Origin of the sequence: Treponema sp. C6A8 (assembly GCF_000619925.1) — a bacterium.
Classification (GTDB): domain Bacteria; phylum Spirochaetota; class Spirochaetia; order Treponematales; family Treponemataceae; genus Treponema_D.
This window is the reverse complement of sequence record NZ_JHVB01000001.1, coordinates 249,521-268,911: the sequence shown is the minus strand read 5'-3', so window position 1 is coordinate 268,911 and position 19,391 is coordinate 249,521. Positions and strand designations below refer to the sequence as shown.

Here is a 19,391-nt window from a genome sequence, read left to right as displayed (position 1 = left end):
CAATTAATAACAAAGTGTGATAAAATAGAAAAGTTATCTCAATTTAATTAAAGGATTTATAAATCGTTATGGAAGACAAATCATTCAAACCTTTTATTCCTGCCGATAGAATTCTTCCGGAAATTACACCGGTTTCTGTCGTTCTGGGAATTCTCCTTGCAGTGCTTTTCGGCGCTGCAAACGCATACCTTGGACTTCGCGTAGGTATGACAATTTCAGCTTCAATTCCAGCTGCCGTAATCTCAATGGGAATTATCAGAATCATCATGAAGCGTGATTCAATCCTTGAGAACAACATGGTTCAGACCATCGGTTCAGCCGGAGAATCACTGGCCGCAGGAGCAATCTTTACACTTCCTGCTTTGTTTATGTGGGCAAAAGAAAGCGACGCAATTTCTAAGCCATCTTTCTGGGTAATTGCAATCATTTCACTTTGCGCAGCATTGCTTGGTCTTATCTTCATGGTACCTCTCCGCTCTGCCCTTATCGTAGAAGAGCACGGAGTTCTTCCATTCCCTGAAGGAACTGCATGTGCAGAAGTTCTTCTTGCAGGTGAGGAAGGTGGTGCAAAATCTAAGCTTGTATTCTCAGGTCTTGGAATTTCTACACTTTACAAATTCATTGCTGACGGACTTAAACTTTTCCCTTCTGAAATTGACTGGAGCATTAAATCAATTGGTTCAGGTTTCGGCGCAGACGTACTTCCTTCACTTGCCGGTGTAGGTTTCATCTGCGGAAAGAAAATTTCAGCTTACCTCTTTGCCGGTGGTATTTTGGGCTGGTTTGTTGCAATTCCATTAATCAACCTTTTTGGAAGCTCAATGATGATTGCTCCAGCTAAGGTTCCTGTAAGTGAACTTGGCGTTTGGGGAATCTGGAGCAACTACATCCGTTACGTTGGTGCCGGAGCAGTTGCAACAGGCGGTATCATCAGCCTTATCAAATCTCTTCCTACAATCATCAAGACTTTCAAAAAAGCTGTAGGCGGCTTTGGCCACAAGGAAGCTACTGAAGAGCGCACAAACCGCGATCTTTCAACAAAATTCCTTCTTATTCTTGCAGCTATCATCGTAGTTACAATCTGGCTTATCCCAGCTATTCCAGTTGGACTTCTTGGAGCTTTGATTATCGTGCTCTTCGGCTTCTTCTTTGCAACAGTTTCAAGCCGTATGGTTGGTATTGTAGGTTCTTCAAATAACCCTGTATCTGGAATGACAATTGCAACATTGATTATCGCAACTGCCCTTCTTAAGTCTACAGGCCACACTGGAATTGCAGGAATGATTTCTGCAATCTGTATCGGAACTATTATCTGTATCATCGCTTGTATGGCTGGTGATATTTCTCAGGACCTTAAAACTGGTTATATCGTTGGAGCAACTCCAAAGAAACAGCAGATTGGTGAGTTGATCGGTTCTGTTGCAGCTGCCCTTGCAATCGGCGGAATCATGTTCCTTCTTGATAAAGCCTGGGGATTCGGTTCAAAAGAACTTCCTGCTCCACAGGCAACTTTGATGAAGCTTGTTGTAGAAGGCGTTATGGGCGGAAACCTTCCATGGGGTCTTGTAATTACAGGTGTTGGTATTGGTCTTGCAATTGAAGTAATCGGAATTCCTGTTCTTCCAGTTGCTGTTGGACTTTATCTTCCAATTCATCTTTCAACTCCAATTTTCGCTGGCGGACTTTTGCGCGCATGGTTCGACAAGAAGGGTGAAGCTGGTAAAGAAGCAGGAGAAAACGGAGTTCTCTTCGGTTCAGGTCTTATTGCCGGTGAAGGTCTTGTAGGTATTATCCTTGCAATCCTCGCTGTAATTCCAGTTTCTAAGGCTAAGGGTATGACTGTTCTTTCTGCAATTAATATGGGCGGCAAGCTTGGAAACGCTGGCGGACTCATCTTCTTTGCAGCTTTGATGGCACTCTTCTATGTATTCTCTAACAAGAAACTTAAGAAATAAATCTGATGAAGCAGAAAACCAAAAAACTTTCTGCCAATTACATGGATCTGGTCTTCGTAAAAAATGAAGACCGTCCGTGGAGTCAGAAAGAAAACGGTATTGTTGAAATCAAAATGGAAAACAAGGGTTTCTTCAATACCATAGCACAGAAATTTTTCAAACGTCCTCGTTTCAGTAACATTGCCCTTGATGCTTACGGCACAAAAGTCTGGCTTTGCATTGACGGCAAAAACACAGTTTCAGATATTGTAAAACTGATGGAAGAGGCATTTCCTTCAGAAAAAGACGCTATGCTCAAACGCGTCGTACAGTTTTTAACCACTCTGGAACTCCATTCTTTTATCAAACGAGCAAAATAAGCTTCCCCGGCGGCTCCCGGGGGGGGCTAAACTTTTTAACAATTTTTTTTATCCAATTCAAAATTTATGTGATATAATAGAATAACTTATATTTCTCTATTTTTTTTAAACGTTTCTACCGATAATTAAATAGCGGAATTTATACTCTATAAGGGGAAAAATATGAGTAAATCAGATGAAAATACTAACGAATTAGAAAGTTACGGCGTTTGGGTAAAAAACAATTCGCAGCAGCCAGAAGATATAACAGACACAGAGCCTAAATCTGATGATACATTGGATATTCCAGAATTTGATGACTCTGATTTTTCAGATATGTTTAAAAGTGATGCTTCTTTTGAAGAACCAAAAATTGAAGAAAATCCCGCAGAGGAATCTTTTGCCGGTGACGAAGATTCTACCCTTACAGCAGATGAATTAATGAACATTGCTAATACAACTCAGGTTGAAGAAGAAACAGACGAGTCTATGATGTTTGCAAATGGAGAAGAAATTTCCAATGAAGTTGGCACTGACGAAGTTTTACTGCATGAATTCCCGGAAGATGCCGCTTTTGAAAATACAGAAACAGAAGAAGTTTCAGACGACACATTTGAAGCAGCTCCAGAAGAAAGTTTTGAAATAAATCCTGAAGAATCAGTTGAAGAAACCGCTGAAGAGACTTTTGAAGAACCTGTTGCAGACTCAATTGACGAAAGTTCTTTTGGCACAATTGAAGAGCCTGTTATAGAAGATAATTTTGAAATCTCTGAAGAAAGCTTTGAAGAACCTGCGGCAGAAAGTATTGAAGTTCCGGCAGCAGATTCAAATTCTTCAGACATTGACCTTTCTGAATTCGGAAGCATAACAGAAAATGAAGCTTCCCCTTCTCCAATTTCTGATGAAATTGAAATCAATACAGAAGACGGCTCTTCAGAAGCAGAATTTGAAGAAATCAGTTTTGATGCAATTGATGAGCCGGCTCCTGAAACAAATGATACAGAAGCACCTAAAACACAGCTTGCACCGGGTGAAGAAGAAGTTTCTCTTGATGACTTCCTTGAAGACGGTTTCTCTGATGATTCTGTTGCCAGCGGAAATAATGGCTATGAACCTGGAAAAGAACCGGGAGCTGCCAGCGCTCCAGCAGAAGACTTCTCTCTTCCTGTAGATTCAGGCAGTTCAGAAGAAATTTCTCTTGATGACTTTATTGATACAAGCGACTTCGGCGTAGAAGTTCAGGAAACTTCAGCCCCAGCAGAAGATACTATAGAAGAAGAGCCTGTACTTGATATGGATTTGTCTTTTGACGATTCTACAGACACAATTGAAACAGAAGACAATAAGATTGAAAGTGACTTTAGTGATTTTACAGCTGATGATTCAGAGGAATTTGAAGCAGATACTACAGAAGAAAGCACGTTCTCAGCAGAAGAAGACAAACCTTATGTTGCAGATACTTCAAATGTATCAACAGAAGAAGTAGATCTTTCAGACTTTGGAATTGATTCAAATGCGGAAGAAACTCCTGTTACTCAGAATGTAGAAGAAAAGAAAGAAGCTGACGCAGTTGTTGATTATGACCTTTCAATCGGCGATGAAGATACATTCGCATCAGCTCCTGTTATAAGTGAAATTAAAACAGAAGAAGATAAAGAGGAAGCTGAAGAAGCAGCTGAGCCTGTTCAGGCAGCTGCACCAGCTCAGCCGGATCCAACTACAACTTCTATTCTTCAGCAGATTATGGCTGAACTTACAGGTCTTAAAAACGATATAAATAACCTTAAGTCAGAAATTAACGAAGTAAAGGAAAGAGGCGTTTCTGGCGAAGACAGTGACTTCTCTGAACCAGAAATCCAGGTACCTGTCCAGGAAGAAATTCCACAGGAAACAATCACAGAGGAAGCAATTTCAGAAGAAAATATTGCTGAAGAAACTGCTGAATTTGAAATGCCTCAGCCTGAAATTGAAGAATCACAGCCTGCAACAGAGGAAATTCAGTCTCCAACAGAAGAAATCGTAACAGAAAGCCCGGCTGAACCTGCAATTGTAGAAAATAATGAGCCTGCAGTAGAGGAAAGTGCTGTAGATGAGGCTGAAATTACACTTGAAGATACTTCAGTTTTTGAAGACCTTGATATTACAGAAAATTCTGAACCTGTATTCGAAGAAACTCAGGTAGAAGAACCTAAAGAAGAAGAAAGCCCTGTTGAAGACAAGGGAGGTTTCTTTGCTGATGACGATGATGATACTATCGCCCTTTCTGAAGATGAATTAACTCAGATTCCTATCGACAGCGATTCTGTAATTGAAGCTGAATCAGAAACTATCGAAGATGAAATTCCTTCTGAAACTGTGGCTGAGGAAGAGCCTGTAATTGCTGAAACAGAAATTCCTGTTACAGATGAGCCTGCAGAAGAACAGCAGGGCGGCTTCTTTACAGATGACGGCGATGATACTATTGCCCTCTCAGGAGATGAGCTTGCCAATATAATGACAACTACAGAAGTAACAGAAGAAGCTTCTGAAGGCCTTCAGCCTGACGTAGTTGAAAACGCTCCTATAGAAGCAGAAGAAACAGCAATTAATGAAGATTTGTCTTTTGATTTTAATGACAAAAATCTTGAAGAAGAGCCTGATATTGAAAATATCCAGCTTGACCAGGAAAATGAAACAGAAGAAGAACTTCCTGATGAAATCTCAATTCCAAAGAGTGAAGATATTGTTGTAGAATCTAACGAAACTGATTTTATGGATTCTGTAAATTCTACAACAGAAGAAGTACCTGCTTCTGAAGAAACAGTATTTGAAACAACAGAATCAATCTTTGGCAATGATGATAATGCAGCATCAGAAAATTCAACTCAGTTTGATTCTCCTGATACTTTGTTTGAAGAGCATTTTGATACAACAGATACCCTTCTCTCTGATTTGGACAATACAGAACCAGCAGAAGTTGTAGAAACAGAATCTTTACCTGTGACAGAAAGTCCAGCAAGCGTAATTGAAGAGCCTTCTGAACCTGTAACAGAAGAAACTTCAATCGCAGATGATGAGATTCCAACTGTAGAAAAATTGCTGGCAAAAGAACCTGAGCCTGCAGAAACTGCTGAAATTTCTTCAGAATTTGCAGAAGTAGATAATCTTGATACTAATATTTCAAAAGATAACATAGACTATCTGAATTCAGATAAAGAAAACGTTCTGGAACAGGACAAACTTTACACTTCTGAGCATAATACAAACGATGATCTTAAGCGTGACATAAAATCTGTTCTTCTTTATATGGATCAGCTTCTGGAAAACCTTCCTGAAGAAAAGATTATGGAATTTGCAAAATCAGATGAATTTGTAACATACAAAAAATTGTTCTCTGAATTGGGATTGTCTTAATATGGACTTAACATCTCAGAATTCAGGACTATTACATAAGATTGAAAACTTACAAATCAGCAGAAATGAGCAAAGTTTCCTGAACTTTATTCAGAATAATAAAATAGAAATATTTGCAGAACTATTTTATTATTCTGATTTCTTCTTCTGTAAAAATTCATACGGATTAGACGGAGAAACAATTCTTCTTTCAGATTCCACAAAAACTTTCTGGGACGGCCTGACTCCGGTTTTAGGGAAAATCTATAATTTTTCTTCAAGCGATTTTTCCCTAAACCAGATTTTGCAGTTTTTTTCATCAGAATTGGAAGAAAGAATTACTTCTGTAAGCATATGCAGGCTTGCAGAAGACAGAATTATTTTACTTTGCAATAAAAATCTGACAGAAAAACTTTTACTCTCTTACAAACAGATAAATCAGGCAAGCTGGCAGGATTTGACGGATATAAAGCTTAATCCTGAAAATAAAAACTATATGCTTTCCATTGATTTTTCAGAAAGTTTTGATGATTTTCTGTCAAAAAAACACAAGGATGAAAGTGACTCCCGCGATGTATACGAAATTGCCCTTATGAGCGAACTTTTTAACCGCATGAGTTCTTATTTTGCATCGCCTTCTGCAGTTTCCAAAAGTTCAAAAACCGCAGTCAACGTAATATTTTCACTTAAATCAGTTTTTGTGCCGGAACTGCTGCATAATCATCTTGTAAAGCTTTTAAAATCTGTTCTTGAAAGCAGCGCCGAATTAATAGGACTTAATTTTTTAGGGCAGGCACAGTCAGCAATCGCTGCAAAAGAATTCTTAAAGGTGATTTAATTGATTTTTGAATATCTTGATACTAAGGAAGGAGTAAAAACTGTAAAAGCTAATGGGCTCCTTCTTCACTCTGCATACTCACCTATTAAAGAAGCAGAAAGATTTTCATTAAACATTAAATCAACCTTCAAGCCCTCATATGTAATTATAACTGAACCAGGTCTTTCTTACTGTGCTCCATATCTGAAAAAATCTTTTCCTTATGCAAAAATCGGAGCAATAAGGTATACACATGAATTTGAATCTTACAATAATCTTTTTGATTTTGCCTTTAATAAAGAAAGTATCAGTGATTTAAAAAATCATTTACTTAGGGAATTTTCAGAAGACAATATTTTTTCAGTGCTCTTTATTTCCTGGACGGCATCCGAAAAGATATTCCCAGATGAAAATAAGCAGGTCTGGCTTCAGATAAAACAGGCACTTGATACTGCAAAGACACTTTTAGTTACAAGACAGTTTTTTGAAAAAAAATGGCTTATAAACTCTGCAAATTTCATTAAATACGCGCAGGATTTTTATACTTTCAATAAAACAAGTTCACCAGTTTTTATTGCTGCTTCAGGCCCCAGCTTACAAGATAACCTTGAAAGCCTTAAAAAAGGCCAGAAATCTTTTGTAATTATTGCTTTAAGTTCTGCAATAACAACACTTTTGGAAAATGATATTATCCCAGATTTTTGTATTTCTACGGATGGAGGCTATTGGGCTGGAGAACATTTGAAAAAGCTTACAAAAAATAAAATACCGCTGGCAATAACTTCAGAAGCTTATTGCAAAAAAGAGATCTTACAAAATCTTAAGATAATTCCACTTTTTTATAATGACGGCATTTCACGCCAACTTGCGGATCAGACATCTATTCCATTTATTGAAGCAAAACGCAATGGAACTGTCAGCGGAACAGCTTTAGACCTTGCAAAAAATCTTACGACAGGAAAAATATATTATTCAGGCCTGGACCTAAGCGAACAAAAAGGTTTTCAGCATACTCAACCAAATGAACTTGAAAAAAATGCCTGCCTTAATGATTATTTTATCAATTCAAAAGAAAAAAGAATTGCAAAATCTGGCTTTAAGAACCAGTCTTTAATGATTTACAAAGACTGGTTTTGCAATCAAAAGCTGGAGAATAATAAATTTTTCAGAATTATTTCAGAAGAAGGCAAAAAAAATAGTCTTGGTGACATTATAGATATCAGCCCTGAGAAATTTGCTGAAGAATGCAAGCTTTATACTTCTTCTAAAACATTCTCTATCAGCAAAAGCAAAAAACTTTCAGCTTTAGAAAATAAAACAAATATTAAAAATGTCCTGACTTATATTTTAAGAAACTGTAATACTGAAGGCTGGAAAAAAAGTTTATTTCCTTTGGATTTTGTTGCAATCAAGCATAATCCTGAAAACAATGAAGCTCAGGAAAAACTGGAAAAAGAAAACTCAAGATTGATGAAAAAATTACAGAAAATTTTAAATGATGACTAATTCAATTTATAAAGAAATAATATTATCCAAAACCGGAAAAGAAATTCCAATTTTACAAAATGGAAGAAGTATAGAATCAAAATATGATCCTGAAAGGGAAGCAAAACAGATAATTCAGACTTTTTCACCAGACACAAGATTTTTTATCATAACAGGAATTGGAAGCGGCATATTAATTCAGAACATTGCAGAAACTTTCCCTCAAGCAAAAATAATTGCAGTTGAAAAATCAGAAAATGAGCTTACTTTTTTAAGTCATCTGACAGCAATAAAAAATTTATCTCAAAATAAAAATATACTTTTCTATCATTCAGAAAATCTTTGTCAGGCAATAATAAGTAATTACATCCCTGCCCTTTACGGAAATATCAAGATTTTTGAAAATAAGGCGTGGATTAATGAAAACTCAAATATTATAGATTTACTTCAAAAACAGATTCAAAGCGGCTTGAAAAAAGTCTCGGCAGATTTTTCAGTACAGGCGCATTTTGGAAAAATATGGCAAAAAAATATACTTTGCAATCTGAAAATTCTTCCAAACAATAAGCAGGAAAATAACCTTCAGCCGGTTAACAGCAAAACAGCGGCAATAATTGCGGCAGGGCCATCTTTAGACAACTATATCAATGAACTGAAAAAGGGTGATTACTACATTATTGCAACCGACACAGCCTACACTATATTAACAAAATACGGCATTAAAGCAGATGCAGCAGTAAGTCTTGACGGTCAGTATCTTTCCTACAATCATTTTTTAGGCCATGTAAAAAATAACTCGCAAACTGCCTTCTTTTTTGATTTGTCTTCAAATCCAAGCGCCGCAAGAAATATTTCTGACAAGGCAAGATTATCTTATTTTACCTCAGGGCACCCATTAAGCGAATATGCAAAGCAGTCTCAAAATCTTAAGCTCTTAAAGCTTTATTCCGGAAGCGGCACGGTAACAATAAGCGCATTGGACCTGGCTATACAGATGGGCTTTTCAAAAATTAAAGTTTTCGGAGCTGATTTTTCATATCCAGACAATAAGCCTTATGCAAAGGGCTCATATCTTGATACTCTTTATCAGCTTCAAAGTAACCGGCTTAATTCAACAGAAAAGCTTTTTTCCAAATTGATGTACAGAACTCCCCTTATCAGCAAAAACAATAATAAAAGCACAGAAGTTCTTGAAGGCTACAGAACATCCTTTGAAGAATATCTTACTAATACCGGCGCGGAATTTTCAAACAAGGACTTTGTTTATAATATTGAAATTAAAAGCCACCCGGCCGGCTTACAAACACAGTCTTCCAAGACATTCGATTACAAGGCCTTTATAAAACAGCTTAAAAACGATGAAAAAAAAGAAATAATTTTACTTCCTTACATCGCATGGCTAAGAAAAAATTCAGAATTTTCCGATAATAATTATAAAGAGCTCTATAATATTGCTCGAAAAACTTTAGACAGGTATTTATAAATTATGAAAAAACAGTCTGTAATTATTTATTCAGTTTTTGCAGTAGCAATTTATCTATTTTCAATTATTTTATTCTGTTCTTCATTATATTCTGAATATCAGGATGGTAAATTAAAAACTGAAGAATCCTTTAATTTTATTACAAATAAAATGATGCAAAATACATCTTATGATAATTTTGAAACAGAAGCATCAAAGCTGCTAAATAAATTTGTTCATTCATCAGACAGAATTGCTGAAGTTACATTAAAAATGAACGATTCCTATATATTTTTTTATCCCGAAACTTCTATTCAGGATTCAAGATACATTAATAATTTCAGTTATACAATTTCATATGAAAACAGAACAATTACTCTGCAAGCAAAAGGCTACTTGATTCGCCCGTCAAAAATCTTTGAATATGGAAAAAGCTCCTTTTTAATCATCCTTGTGGTAACCGTAATAACACTTATTCTCATTGTAATTGTTTCTAACCAGGGTCAGGCAAAAACTGCCGAGGATTCTGATGAAGAAACAGAAGAAAACAATAATGATGAAGCTGATTCAGAAGATAATCAGGATGTAAATAATGAAGAAAAATCAAAAGATGAATATGATGTAAGTTTTAATGAAACACTTACAGAGCTCCTTAGAAATTCCATTGCAAATGAAAAAGAATTTGCAATTTTTGTAATGAAGTTCCTTGGAATTGAAAAAACATCTGAAGAATACCGAAAATTGATTGAACTTCTTGAAGACAGAATGAAGGCGCAGAACCTTGTCTTTGAAGGAAAAGACGACACCCTTATTCTTTTGAAAAATGATACAAATATCGATGAAAACCTGACAATTGCAGAAAATACAATTAATGAAATTGAACAGACTTATGCAGATTTCAAACCTGTCTGCTATGTGGGAATTTCCAACAGAAACCAGCGCATTGTAACTGGCGAAAGACTTTTATTCGAGGCTGAAGCAGCCCTTGAACACGCAGAAGAAACAGAAGAAAAAGTTATCGCATTCCGCGCAAATACAGAACAGTATAACGAATTTATGAATCAGAATTAAGATTTATTTTTACCGCGCTCAGGAGGTGGTGGCGGTAACTCCCCGTTAGCAGCTTCTTCGTTTTCAAGCTCTTCGTCAAAAATACTTTTATCTGAATCTGAAGTTTCCCCTTCTTCAAGAGGAACTTCAGCTGCATTTTCATCATCAATAGTTTTGACAAGATCCTTAAACTTGGAAATATTTTCACTGTCGGGAAATTTTTCTATTAATACATCAAGATAGCGCTTACCTTCATCATATTGCTTTCTTGCAAAATAAACAGCAATCAGATTTTCAAGATAATCTCGGTTATCTGGCTGAAGATAAATCAGTTCTTTATAGGCGCGTTCTGCTTTTTTAAGCTTGCCTGTCATGGCATAAATATAAGCAAGGGAAGCTTTCAAAGAATCATTATTCTTGTCGCGGCGTAAAAGATTGCGGTACATTGGCAGCGCAGCTTCCCAGTTAGACTGAACGGCATAAACCCTGGCAGTTTTATAATAAGCGGCCCAGTAAAGCTTGGAATTTTGCATGCTTAATTTATAATATTCCAGCGCCTTGTCATATTTTTCCAGCGAATAATATACATCCGCAATATTCATATATTCAGCATATATGTTATTTACAGCTATTTTTTTATCACCGGGAATAGGAATTGGTTTTGACACGCAGGAGAAAAAGAAAATGCTTAAAGATGTTATGAGTAAAAATCTTTTCAAAATAATTTTTCTCCCGCTGATGAATTTTTAGCCTAATACGATTTTTTCAATTTCGTAAAGCTGGCGGCGGTAGAGGCCTGAAATATTGTGACCGTAGTCTGCAATCAGCTGAATGATATTGCGAGGAGAATCCTGAGTATCACAGCCGTTCAAACGGTCGCCGGCATCACCAAGACCTGGCATAATGTAAGCTTTTTCGTTCATTACAGGGTCAACCCAGAGTGTGTAACATGTACAGTTTGGAAGGGCACGTGTTACGCGGATACTTCCTTTGAGAGTTGAAATTGTATTGAAGAAAGCGATTGATTTAGGATGAACTCCCTGCTCCTGAAGATATTTAACAACAGTTACAAGAGAACCGCCTGTTGCGTTCATTGGGTCAGCAAAAATCAAATCTTTACCGTCAAGCTGCTTGAGGTCAAAGAAAGACTTGTTCAAATCCATGATGTATTCCATGTCTGACTCGCCTTTTTTGTCGTTGCGGCTGATTTTGAAAAGGGCAAATGGAGTAATGTAATCGTGAGAAGAATACTCCTGAATTTCCTTTGACATAATCATACTTGGAAGAAGAGCGCCGCGTAGCATAACGCACATTACAGTATTTTCAATTTTATCATCGATATCAGGGATTTTATGAACGGCATAGTTCTGAACAGGATAAGTTACCGGAGTTTTTACAAACATATGGCTCTTTTTATCAGAATGCTGGTCTGTGTAAGCCATGCGGAAAAGCATTTCGTATGCGCGCTGGCTGTAGTACATAAACTCCTGGTGATCTGTATTGATGTCGCGGAGTTTAGAAATTACGCGGGAACATTCAGCATGGGCGCCTTCTTCTGTAACAAAAGAGAAAACCTTGATATTTGGGTGTTTGGCACAGATAGCCTGCATTTCCTTTCCAAGCTTATCATATCCTTCTACGATTTTTGCTTCATCTACAGGCTCGAAAGACTGCATTGTCTCCTTAAACATCTCGTCAAGACGTTTCAAATCAGACATATCTTCGGCTGTAAGGTAGCCATCCAAATCTTCAGCTTTAAGAATAATTTTGTTATCAGACATATTTTCCTCTATCTACAGAATTAAGATTTTATATAATGATTTTTTTGCAATTTTTATATCGTAAATAATAAGTTCATCATCCCCGATAATTTCGCAGTTAGAATTTGTAAGTCCAAATGCAAGTGTCAGTAATCCCCTGCCCGCCTTAAGATAGCTGGCGTTTTTAAACTTAAAATCAAGTTTAAGAAGATACTGAGACGGATAATCAGGATCGCAGACAAAAGAACCGCTTACATGGTCAAGCTTTAAATCAAGATTTGCGCCAGTAAGGATGGTAAGAAATGACTGCGGTTTTCCCGCATAAAAGCGGATTTCATTTTCTGATGCAGCCTGCGAAAGATAATCATAAATCTGATCATCCAAAAGATGCGAAGTTTCTATAGGAAGCTCGTTTTCCTCTGCGCCAGAAAGTTCTTCATAAACAGTGTCAAACTGAGAAAGCATTACAGGAATATCACGACCAATTAATGCAATATCTTCTGACGGGAAGCAAAGTTCCAGGGCATTTCGCTCATATGTATCATAGGATTTAGACTGAGCCGTAGTAACAAGACCAGACTTCCATCCAGTTTTTTCATTAAGAAGTTTTGAAGCCAGGCTATTTCCAAAGTTTGCATCAGAAGTAATCTGAATCTGAGTCTTATTCTTTTTGTGATTAAGACCGCAGTAAACATTATCAATTCTTTTTGAAATAGATCTGGCATCGTTTTCGCTAATATCTTTTATGTTGTTCTGTAAAAAACGAACGATAAGTTCAGGGTCAACTCCATTTGGAATTGCGATATAAAAGGCGCTGTCATTATCAAGTAAATCAAGCGCATTTACATTTACAGGAGTTTCTACAGGAAGAGTTTTACATCCTGTAAGAAATCCTGCTGAAAGACTGGCAGCAAGTGCCAGTCCACAAATTGAAAGTGCAATTTTTTTTGAAAAATTATGCTTTTTCAACTTTAAAGCTCCATTTAGCATCGTCAGCGTCTACTGTTACAGCATCAGACAGGCTGTCTGCCCATGAAATTGAAGCAGCAAGTGTTTCGCCGGCAACAAAATCCTTGAACATTTCGTAAGCAGATTTAAGAACTGCGTCACCAGAAATTTCAAGCTTGATTCTGTCTGTAACTTCGTAGCCGTTTTCTTTACGCTGGTTCTGGATACCGCGAATCAAATCACGGATGTAACCTTCTTTCTTAAGTTCGTCAGTTACTTTTGAATCCAAACCAACTGTAAGAGTTCCTTCGTTCAAAACTTTAAGGTCATCTTTTTCAAAGCGGTCTACAAGAACTTTTTCTTCAGTCAAATCTACAGAAGTTCCGTCTACATCAATTGTAACTTTGCTTCCGTCAAGAATTGCCTGAATCTGTTCAGAAGAAAGGCCTGTAATAATGCCTGCTGCCTTCTTCATAAGGCCTCCAAGTTCCTTACCAAGCACTTTGAAGTTTGCCTTTGCTTTATATTCTACAAGTTCGTCTTCGCGGTCGTGGAATTCAACTTTCTTAACGTTCAATTCCTCTGCAATAGTATCCTGCATTTCTGCAAGAACAGTTTTTTCATTAGGATTGCGTGTTACCAGAGCTACGCTTGCCAATGGCTGGCGGTTCTTAAGGTTGAACTGGTTACGCAGCGAGTGTCCCATAGAAACTGCCTTCTGAACAGTTCCCATCTTGAACTCAAGCTCTTCGTTACGCCATGCAGCATTGTAAACAGGATAATCTGTAAGATGAACAGATTCCTTGTCTTCGCTTGTCTTAAGGTTGAGCCACATTTCTTCTGTAATAAATGGAGTAACAGGAGCTGCAACCTGACACAAAGTCTTAAGTGCAATATAGAGACTTTCGTAAGCCTCTGTTTTGTCGCTGTCATTTTCTGATTTCCAGAAGCGGCGGCGGCTGCGGCGGATATACCAGTTATTAAGTTCATCAATAAAGGCAACAATCGGGTCGATTGCCGCAGAAAGGTCATAATCATCAAGAGCTTCTGTAACATCCTTTATAAGCTTCTGGGTAATAGACAAAAGCCATGCATCCAGAGGATTTAAAGGAAGCTTGTTTTCAAAAGCCTTTCCATTTGGCTGAACCTTATCAATATTTGCATAAGTTACAAAGAAAGAATAAGAGTTCCACAGAGGAATGATGATTGATTTAAGTACATCGCGGACACCTTCATCCGAATAGCGGAGGTCATCTGCCTTAACAACAGAAGAGTGAATAAGGAAGAGACGGAGTGCATCTGCACCAAACTTGTTGATTGCTTCAACAGGGTCTGTATAGTTGCGGAGTGATTTAGACATCTTGCGTCCGTCAGAAGCAAGAACAAGTCCGTTTACAATACAGTTCTGGAAGGCAGGCTTGTCAAATAGGTGGCTTGCAAGAATTGTAAGTGTATAGAACCATCCGCGTGTCTGGTCAAGACCTTCAGAAATGAAGTTTGCCGGGAAGTGGCTTTCAAAATATTCTTTATTTTCAAAAGGATAATGCTGCTGGGCATAAGGCATTGAACCAGATTCAAACCAGCAGTCAAAAACCTCAGGAATACGGTGCATTGTCTTACCGCATTTTGGACAAGGAATAGTAATTTTATCTACATACTGCTTGTGTAAATCTTCTGGGTAAGTACCCGAAAGTTTTTTGAGTTCTTCGCGGCTTCCTACACACAAGGTATGCTTACAGTCAGGATCATCACACTTCCAGATTGGAATAGGGTTACCCCAGTAGCGGTTACGGCTTACTGCCCAGTCGCGGCTTCCTGCCAGCCATTTACCAAAGCGGCCTTCCTTAATATGGGCAGGCTGCCATTTAATCTGGCTGTTTGCACGTAGCAAAGCTTCGTGGTGATCTGCAACCTTTACAAACCATGAACCGATTCCGCGGTAAATAAGAGGTGAACCACAGCGCCAGCAGTGAGGATAAGAGTGAACAACTGTATCACGTTTTACAAGTTTACCCTCTTCCTTAAGGCGTTTCATAATATCTTTATCTGCATCTTTTACAAAAACGCCCTGATATTCAGGAACTTCTTTTGTAAATTTACATTCAGCATCGATTGGCTCAACGTTTGGAATACCAGTTCCGCGGAAAATCTTATTATCTTCTTCACCAAAGGCCGGAGCAATATGAACAATTCCAGTACCGTCTTCTGTAGAAACGTAGTCTGCATTGAACATGCGGAAAGCACCTTTTTCGCACTTCTGATTTGACTCTTCTGCGCAAACTTTAGCATCCTTAAGGCGGGCAAAATATGGGAACAAAGGCTCATATTCAGCACCAAGGAATTCCTTACCCTTGTGGCGGTAAATGATTTCGTAAGCATCTTCGCTCTTGTAGTAAGCAGGAAGTCTTGCTTCTGCAAAAATGTAGAAGTCGCCGCTTTCCTTATCAAGGATTTTTACATAGTCAACTTCCGGTCCCATACAAAGCCCAAGGTTTGAAGGCAAAGTCCAAGGAGTTGTTGTCCATGCAAGGAAGTAGTTTTTTCCGTTTGCCATGTCAGGGTCATTTACCCCTTCAGGAGCCTTTGTAATCTTAAAGCGTACTGTTACAGTCTGATCCTGAACGTCTTTATAGCCCTGTGCAAGTTCGTGAGTAGAAAGAACTGTTGAACAGCGTGGACAATATGGAAGAATATATTTTCCTTCGTAGATGAGGCCTTTATCCCAGAGTGATTTTGCAACCCACCAGATTGATTCCATGTATTCAGGATTCATTGTCTTGTAGTCATGGTCAAAATCAACCCAGCGTCCCATACGGGTAATAGTCTGACGCCATTCTGCGGTGTATTTAAGAACCGAAGCCTTACACTTGTCATTGAATTTATCAATTCCGTAAGCTTCAATTTCGTGCTTAGAGTTAATTCCAAGCTCTTTTTCAATTAAGTTTTCAACAGGGAGTCCGTGGCAGTCCCAGCCGAAGCGGCGCTCTACCTTCTTGCCCTTCATTGTCTGGTAGCGCGGAATAATATCTTTAATTGTAGAAGGAATAAAATGACCAAAGTGTGGAAGACCAGTAGCAAACGGAGGACCGTCGTAAAAAACAAATTCCTCTGCCCCTTCTCTCTGGCTTATAGATTTTTCAAATGTCTTGTTATCTTTCCAATATTTTAAAACTTCTTCTTCCTGCTTAGGGAAGTCAACTTTTGGATCAACGGGTTTGTAACTCATTATTAAGTGTCCTTTTAGATATTATAAATTAACCAATTATGACACAAAATGAGATTTTATTCTATATGATTGATTTTAGCCACAGATACACACAGACAGGACACAGATGTTTTTTATCTGCGTTCATCCGTGTCTCATCTGCGGCTATTTTACTGAATCTTTTTTTCTATTTTATCGCGGTTATTTGAATAATCGAGAACGCTGTATGATTTTGCATTCATCTTTCTGATAAAAGGAGTCCAGCGGTTATCAGGAAGAAGCTCTTCTGCTTTTTTCAGATATTTTTCACAAGTCTCCATTTCATTATTTTCATAAAGGAACTGAGAATAATAAACATAAGCATAGAATTTTTCGTAATTGTTTGCGGCAGATTCAGCAGCGCGACTAAAGTATTCGCGGGCTTTTGTCATGCTGCCCCCTCCAATCGCCGGCGCAAAATAATACCAGAGGGCGGCATTTATAAGTCCAAAGGCAAGCTTAGGGTATTTTGCAACCACCATGTCATAATTCTTCTTTTCCTGAATGCCAAGACTTATTGCCTTTCCCTGAGGCAAAAACTGCATTGTTGAGTTAGTCAAATCGCCGCTGGAAAGAATATAGTAAGGATTTGCCTTATCAAAAGGATGTTCAGCATCCCAGGCTGCGATTTTTTCATACTGAGGCTTGATGAAAGGCTCAAGGTCAGGAGACTTCATCTCTTTTTCATACATGTAGTTATACTGTTCAAGAACAAGAAGATTGTCGGCTGTAAGTTCAGCTTCATCTCCAAGCTTTTTTCGGACATCATCAGTAAGCAGAGTTTTTCTATAATCAGCAACCGCCTTAATTGCCTCATCAGCGCTTTTCAGACTGCGGGTTGAAAAACGGAATTCCTGAATCTGATTGATAATATCCATTTCGTAATCAGAAAAATCATCTGCAAACAAGTTAAAAACAGAAAAAAATGTGATAAAAATAAAAATTCGTTTAAAAATCATGCAAAAAGGATAAAAAAAAAATCACTTTTCTGCAACCTTTTTTTACACCGCTATGTCTAATTAAAAAAAGACTGATTTAAACTGATGGAATAAAAGGGAGATTTCCAATTTTATGAAAAACACAACTAAAGAGATTCCAATTTTCTTTGCCTCGGATGACAATTATGTTCCTCTTCTGGCAACAGCAATCAAATCACTTCTTTCTAATGCCTCAAAGAATTACATGTACAAAATCTACGTGCTTACAACAAGCATTTCACAGGATAAGCGTGAAAAAATCGTAAAGATGGCAACTGAAAATTCTACCATTGAATTCATTTCGCTTACTGCAGAACTTGATAAACTCCGTCACCTCTTTAAACTCCGTGACTATTATTCTCAGGAAACTTATTACAGATTCTTTATTCCAAATCTTTTTCCAAAATATAAGAAAATCATCTACCTTGACTGCGATATCATCGTAAAAGGCGATATTTCTGAACTTTATAACATCGACCTTGGAAATAATTACGTTGCGGCAGCACCGGAGGAAGTTTTCATTCTTCATCCCAACTGGCTCAACTACCCTCGCGGGGCTCTTGGAATTGAACCGGAGGATTACTTCAATGCCGGCGTAATGCTTTTGAATACAGAACGCATGCTCAAGGACAAAATTGCAGAAAAATTTGTTGCCCTTGCAGAAAAATATACCTTCCGCATCGTTCAGGACGAAGACTACCTCAACGTTCTTTTGAGAGATCACAAAATGATTCTTCCATTAGACTGGAATAAAACTGCATTCAAAAATGATGCATACGATGATAAAAACCTCAAAATCATCCATTATAAAATTATCTGGCGCCCATGGCACTATGAAAACGTACTTTACGAAAATCTTTTCTGGTTCTATGCAAAGCAGACAGACTTCTATCTTGATTTGAAAGACAAGCTTGCAGCTTATGATGATGCGGCAAAACAGAAGGACAAGGATATGTTCGAATGGTTTGTTGCCGCAACAAAAGAGGACGCAGAAAGCCCAAACAGCTACCGCCTGACTCACAAGAAAGTTATGAAAGAGGGTGGATTTTTTATCAGAAAATTGTCTAAAATATCTAAGTTGAAGAAAGTTTCTAAACTTATTGGAATAAAAGGACACAGATCTGTATATGGCAGTAGAAAAAAGTAAGGACAGACTTGAAGTATTAGCCCGTATTGAGGAATACGAGAAAAATCAGTGGTGGAGTAAGGATGTTGAGGATGATCCTCCTACCCGCCAGCTGAAACCTGGTGAAGTTGATTACACAAGACGAAAGCTTCGCAGTAAGATTCAGACTCATTTTGCAAACAAGGCCGGCTGGAAATTCATTCAGGGTCTTGTAAAATCAGGCGGACTTCTTATGGACGAACCTGAGGGTATTGAAAACTACGAGGCTGTAAAAGACGGCGGTCTTATCATGACCTGCAATCACTTTAACGCTTTTGATAATTTTGCAGTTTTACTCACAATCGATAAATACCTGAAGCACCACATTATGTGGAAGGTTATCCGTGAAGGAAATTACACAAACTTCCCGGGCTTTTACGGCTATCTTTTCCGCGGCTGTAATACCCTGCCTTTCAGCTCAAATTATTCTGTAACAAAGGAATTTTTTGACGGAATCAAAACCCTTCTTAAAAAGAAGCAGAAGATTCTGGTTTACGCAGAGCAGGGAATGTGGTGGAACTACAGAAAGCCTCGTCCGCTTACTGCGGGAGCTGCCCGCTTTGCCGTTGAAAATAATGTTCCTCTTTTGCCTATGTTCATCACAATGCGTGATTCAGATAAAACAGGTGATGACGGCTTCCCTATTCAGATTTACAAGGTTCACATTCTGCCAGCCCTTTATGCAGATCCGAATAAATCTAAAAAGCAGAACATTGAATGGCTTCGCGAAAAGAACTATGAAATGTGGAAGGAAGTTTACGAAAAAACTTACGGAATTCCTTTGACATATCTTACAAAATAAATCCACAAGGATGGGC

Annotated in this window: 14 protein-coding genes; 9 read left to right on the top strand and 5 right to left on the bottom strand. The window is 37.9% G+C overall.

What is annotated here, in order from left to right:
• The first annotated feature begins 68 nt into the window (after positions 1 to 68).
• The 7 genes from T530_RS0101170 (at position 69) to T530_RS0101140 (ending at position 10,500) form a co-directional block, all read left to right on the top strand.
• Positions 69 to 1,955, top strand: a complete 1,887-nt coding sequence (locus T530_RS0101170; protein WP_027727429.1) for an OPT family oligopeptide transporter — start codon at positions 69 to 71, stop codon at positions 1,953 to 1,955.
• A 5-nt stretch (positions 1,956 to 1,960) separates the two neighbouring features.
• The gene (locus tag T530_RS0101165) at positions 1,961 to 2,314 is read left to right on the top strand and encodes a PqqD family protein (protein WP_027727428.1); all 354 of its coding nucleotides are present in this window, start codon (positions 1,961 to 1,963) and stop codon (positions 2,312 to 2,314) included.
• A gap of 162 nt (positions 2,315 to 2,476) precedes the next feature.
• Positions 2,477 to 5,686 carry a hypothetical protein gene (locus T530_RS0101160; RefSeq protein WP_027727427.1) on the top strand — a complete coding sequence of 1,070 codons (3,210 nt, stop codon included), beginning with the start codon at positions 2,477 to 2,479 and terminating at the stop codon, positions 5,684 to 5,686.
• Between the two features lies 1 nt (position 5,687).
• Positions 5,688 to 6,503: a hypothetical protein gene (locus T530_RS0101155; RefSeq protein WP_027727426.1), complete on the top strand. Its 816-nt coding sequence runs from the start codon at positions 5,688 to 5,690 to the stop codon at positions 6,501 to 6,503.
• Complete coding sequence (locus T530_RS0101150; RefSeq protein ID WP_027727425.1) at positions 6,504 to 7,988, top strand: 6-hydroxymethylpterin diphosphokinase MptE-like protein; 1,485 nt, start codon at positions 6,504 to 6,506, stop codon at positions 7,986 to 7,988.
• A complete protein-coding gene (locus T530_RS0101145) occupies positions 7,978 to 9,450 on the top strand; it encodes a motility associated factor glycosyltransferase family protein (RefSeq protein WP_027727424.1) in 1,473 nt (490 codons plus the stop codon). Before T530_RS0101150 ends, T530_RS0101145 begins: the two co-directional genes overlap by 11 nt.
• Before the next feature lie 3 nt (positions 9,451 to 9,453).
• Complete coding sequence (locus T530_RS0101140; RefSeq protein ID WP_027727423.1) at positions 9,454 to 10,500, top strand: hypothetical protein; 1,047 nt, start codon at positions 9,454 to 9,456, stop codon at positions 10,498 to 10,500.
• On the opposite strand, the gene T530_RS0101135 is transcribed toward T530_RS0101140, so the two are convergent.
• From T530_RS0101135 to T530_RS0101110, 5 genes are all read right to left on the bottom strand, one after another.
• Positions 10,497 to 11,081 carry a lipopolysaccharide assembly protein LapB gene (locus tag T530_RS0101135; protein ID WP_027727422.1) on the bottom strand — a complete coding sequence of 195 codons (585 nt, stop codon included), beginning with the start codon at positions 11,079 to 11,081 and terminating at the stop codon, positions 10,497 to 10,499. The two genes, T530_RS0101140 and T530_RS0101135, sit on opposite strands and share 4 nt — an antisense overlap.
• Positions 11,082 to 11,225: 144 nt before the next feature.
• Positions 11,226 to 12,260: a uracil phosphoribosyltransferase gene (locus tag T530_RS0101125; RefSeq protein ID WP_027727421.1), complete on the bottom strand. Its 1,035-nt coding sequence runs from the start codon at positions 12,258 to 12,260 to the stop codon at positions 11,226 to 11,228.
• A gap of 12 nt (positions 12,261 to 12,272) precedes the next feature.
• Positions 12,273 to 13,208 (bottom strand): hypothetical protein, encoded by a 936-nt coding sequence (locus T530_RS0101120; RefSeq protein ID WP_027727420.1) that lies wholly within the window; start codon positions 13,206 to 13,208, stop codon positions 12,273 to 12,275.
• Positions 13,195 to 16,413 (bottom strand): isoleucine--tRNA ligase, encoded by a 3,219-nt coding sequence (ileS, locus tag T530_RS0101115; protein WP_027727419.1) that lies wholly within the window; start codon positions 16,411 to 16,413, stop codon positions 13,195 to 13,197. Before ileS ends, T530_RS0101120 begins: the two co-directional genes overlap by 14 nt.
• 149 nt (positions 16,414 to 16,562) lie before the next feature.
• Entirely contained in the window at positions 16,563 to 17,390 is an 828-nt protein-coding gene (locus tag T530_RS0101110; RefSeq protein ID WP_027727418.1) for a hypothetical protein, read from the bottom strand.
• A gap of 112 nt (positions 17,391 to 17,502) precedes the next feature.
• Here T530_RS0101110 and T530_RS0101105 point away from each other — a divergent pair, with 112 nt between their 5' ends.
• Together T530_RS0101105 and T530_RS13190 are read left to right on the top strand one after the other, a co-directional pair.
• Complete coding sequence (locus T530_RS0101105; RefSeq protein WP_027727417.1) at positions 17,503 to 18,555, top strand: glycosyltransferase family 8 protein; 1,053 nt, start codon at positions 17,503 to 17,505, stop codon at positions 18,553 to 18,555.
• Complete coding sequence (locus T530_RS13190) at positions 18,536 to 19,375, top strand: lysophospholipid acyltransferase family protein (protein WP_038073234.1); 840 nt, start codon at positions 18,536 to 18,538, stop codon at positions 19,373 to 19,375. The genes T530_RS0101105 and T530_RS13190 overlap by 20 nt, the downstream gene beginning before the upstream one ends.
• The last annotated feature ends 16 nt before the right edge of the window (positions 19,376 to 19,391 follow it).

What these genes read in the sequence shown, in the direction of transcription:
- T530_RS0101170 (WP_027727429.1), top strand. Translation starts at nt 69, where the DNA reads ATGGAAGACAAATCATTCAAACCTTTTATTCCTGCCGATAGAATTCTT.
- T530_RS0101165 (WP_027727428.1), top strand. Translation starts at nt 1,961, where the DNA reads ATGAAGCAGAAAACCAAAAAACTTTCTGCCAATTACATGGATCTGGTC.
- T530_RS0101160 (WP_027727427.1), top strand. Translation starts at nt 2,477, where the DNA reads ATGAGTAAATCAGATGAAAATACTAACGAATTAGAAAGTTACGGCGTT.
- T530_RS0101155 (WP_027727426.1), top strand. Translation starts at nt 5,688, where the DNA reads ATGGACTTAACATCTCAGAATTCAGGACTATTACATAAGATTGAAAAC.
- T530_RS0101145 (WP_027727424.1), top strand. Translation starts at nt 7,978, where the DNA reads ATGATGACTAATTCAATTTATAAAGAAATAATATTATCCAAAACCGGA.
- T530_RS0101140 (WP_027727423.1), top strand. Translation starts at nt 9,454, where the DNA reads ATGAAAAAACAGTCTGTAATTATTTATTCAGTTTTTGCAGTAGCAATT.
- T530_RS0101135 (WP_027727422.1), bottom strand. Translation starts at nt 11,081, where the DNA reads ATGAATATTGCGGATGTATATTATTCGCTGGAAAAATATGACAAGGCG.
- T530_RS0101125 (WP_027727421.1), bottom strand. Translation starts at nt 12,260, where the DNA reads ATGTCTGATAACAAAATTATTCTTAAAGCTGAAGATTTGGATGGCTAC.
- ileS (WP_027727419.1), bottom strand. Translation starts at nt 16,413, where the DNA reads ATGAGTTACAAACCCGTTGATCCAAAAGTTGACTTCCCTAAGCAGGAA.
- T530_RS0101110 (WP_027727418.1), bottom strand. Translation starts at nt 17,390, where the DNA reads ATGATTTTTAAACGAATTTTTATTTTTATCACATTTTTTTCTGTTTTT.
- T530_RS0101105 (WP_027727417.1), top strand. Translation starts at nt 17,503, where the DNA reads ATGAAAAACACAACTAAAGAGATTCCAATTTTCTTTGCCTCGGATGAC.
- T530_RS13190 (WP_038073234.1), top strand. Translation starts at nt 18,536, where the DNA reads ATGGCAGTAGAAAAAAGTAAGGACAGACTTGAAGTATTAGCCCGTATT.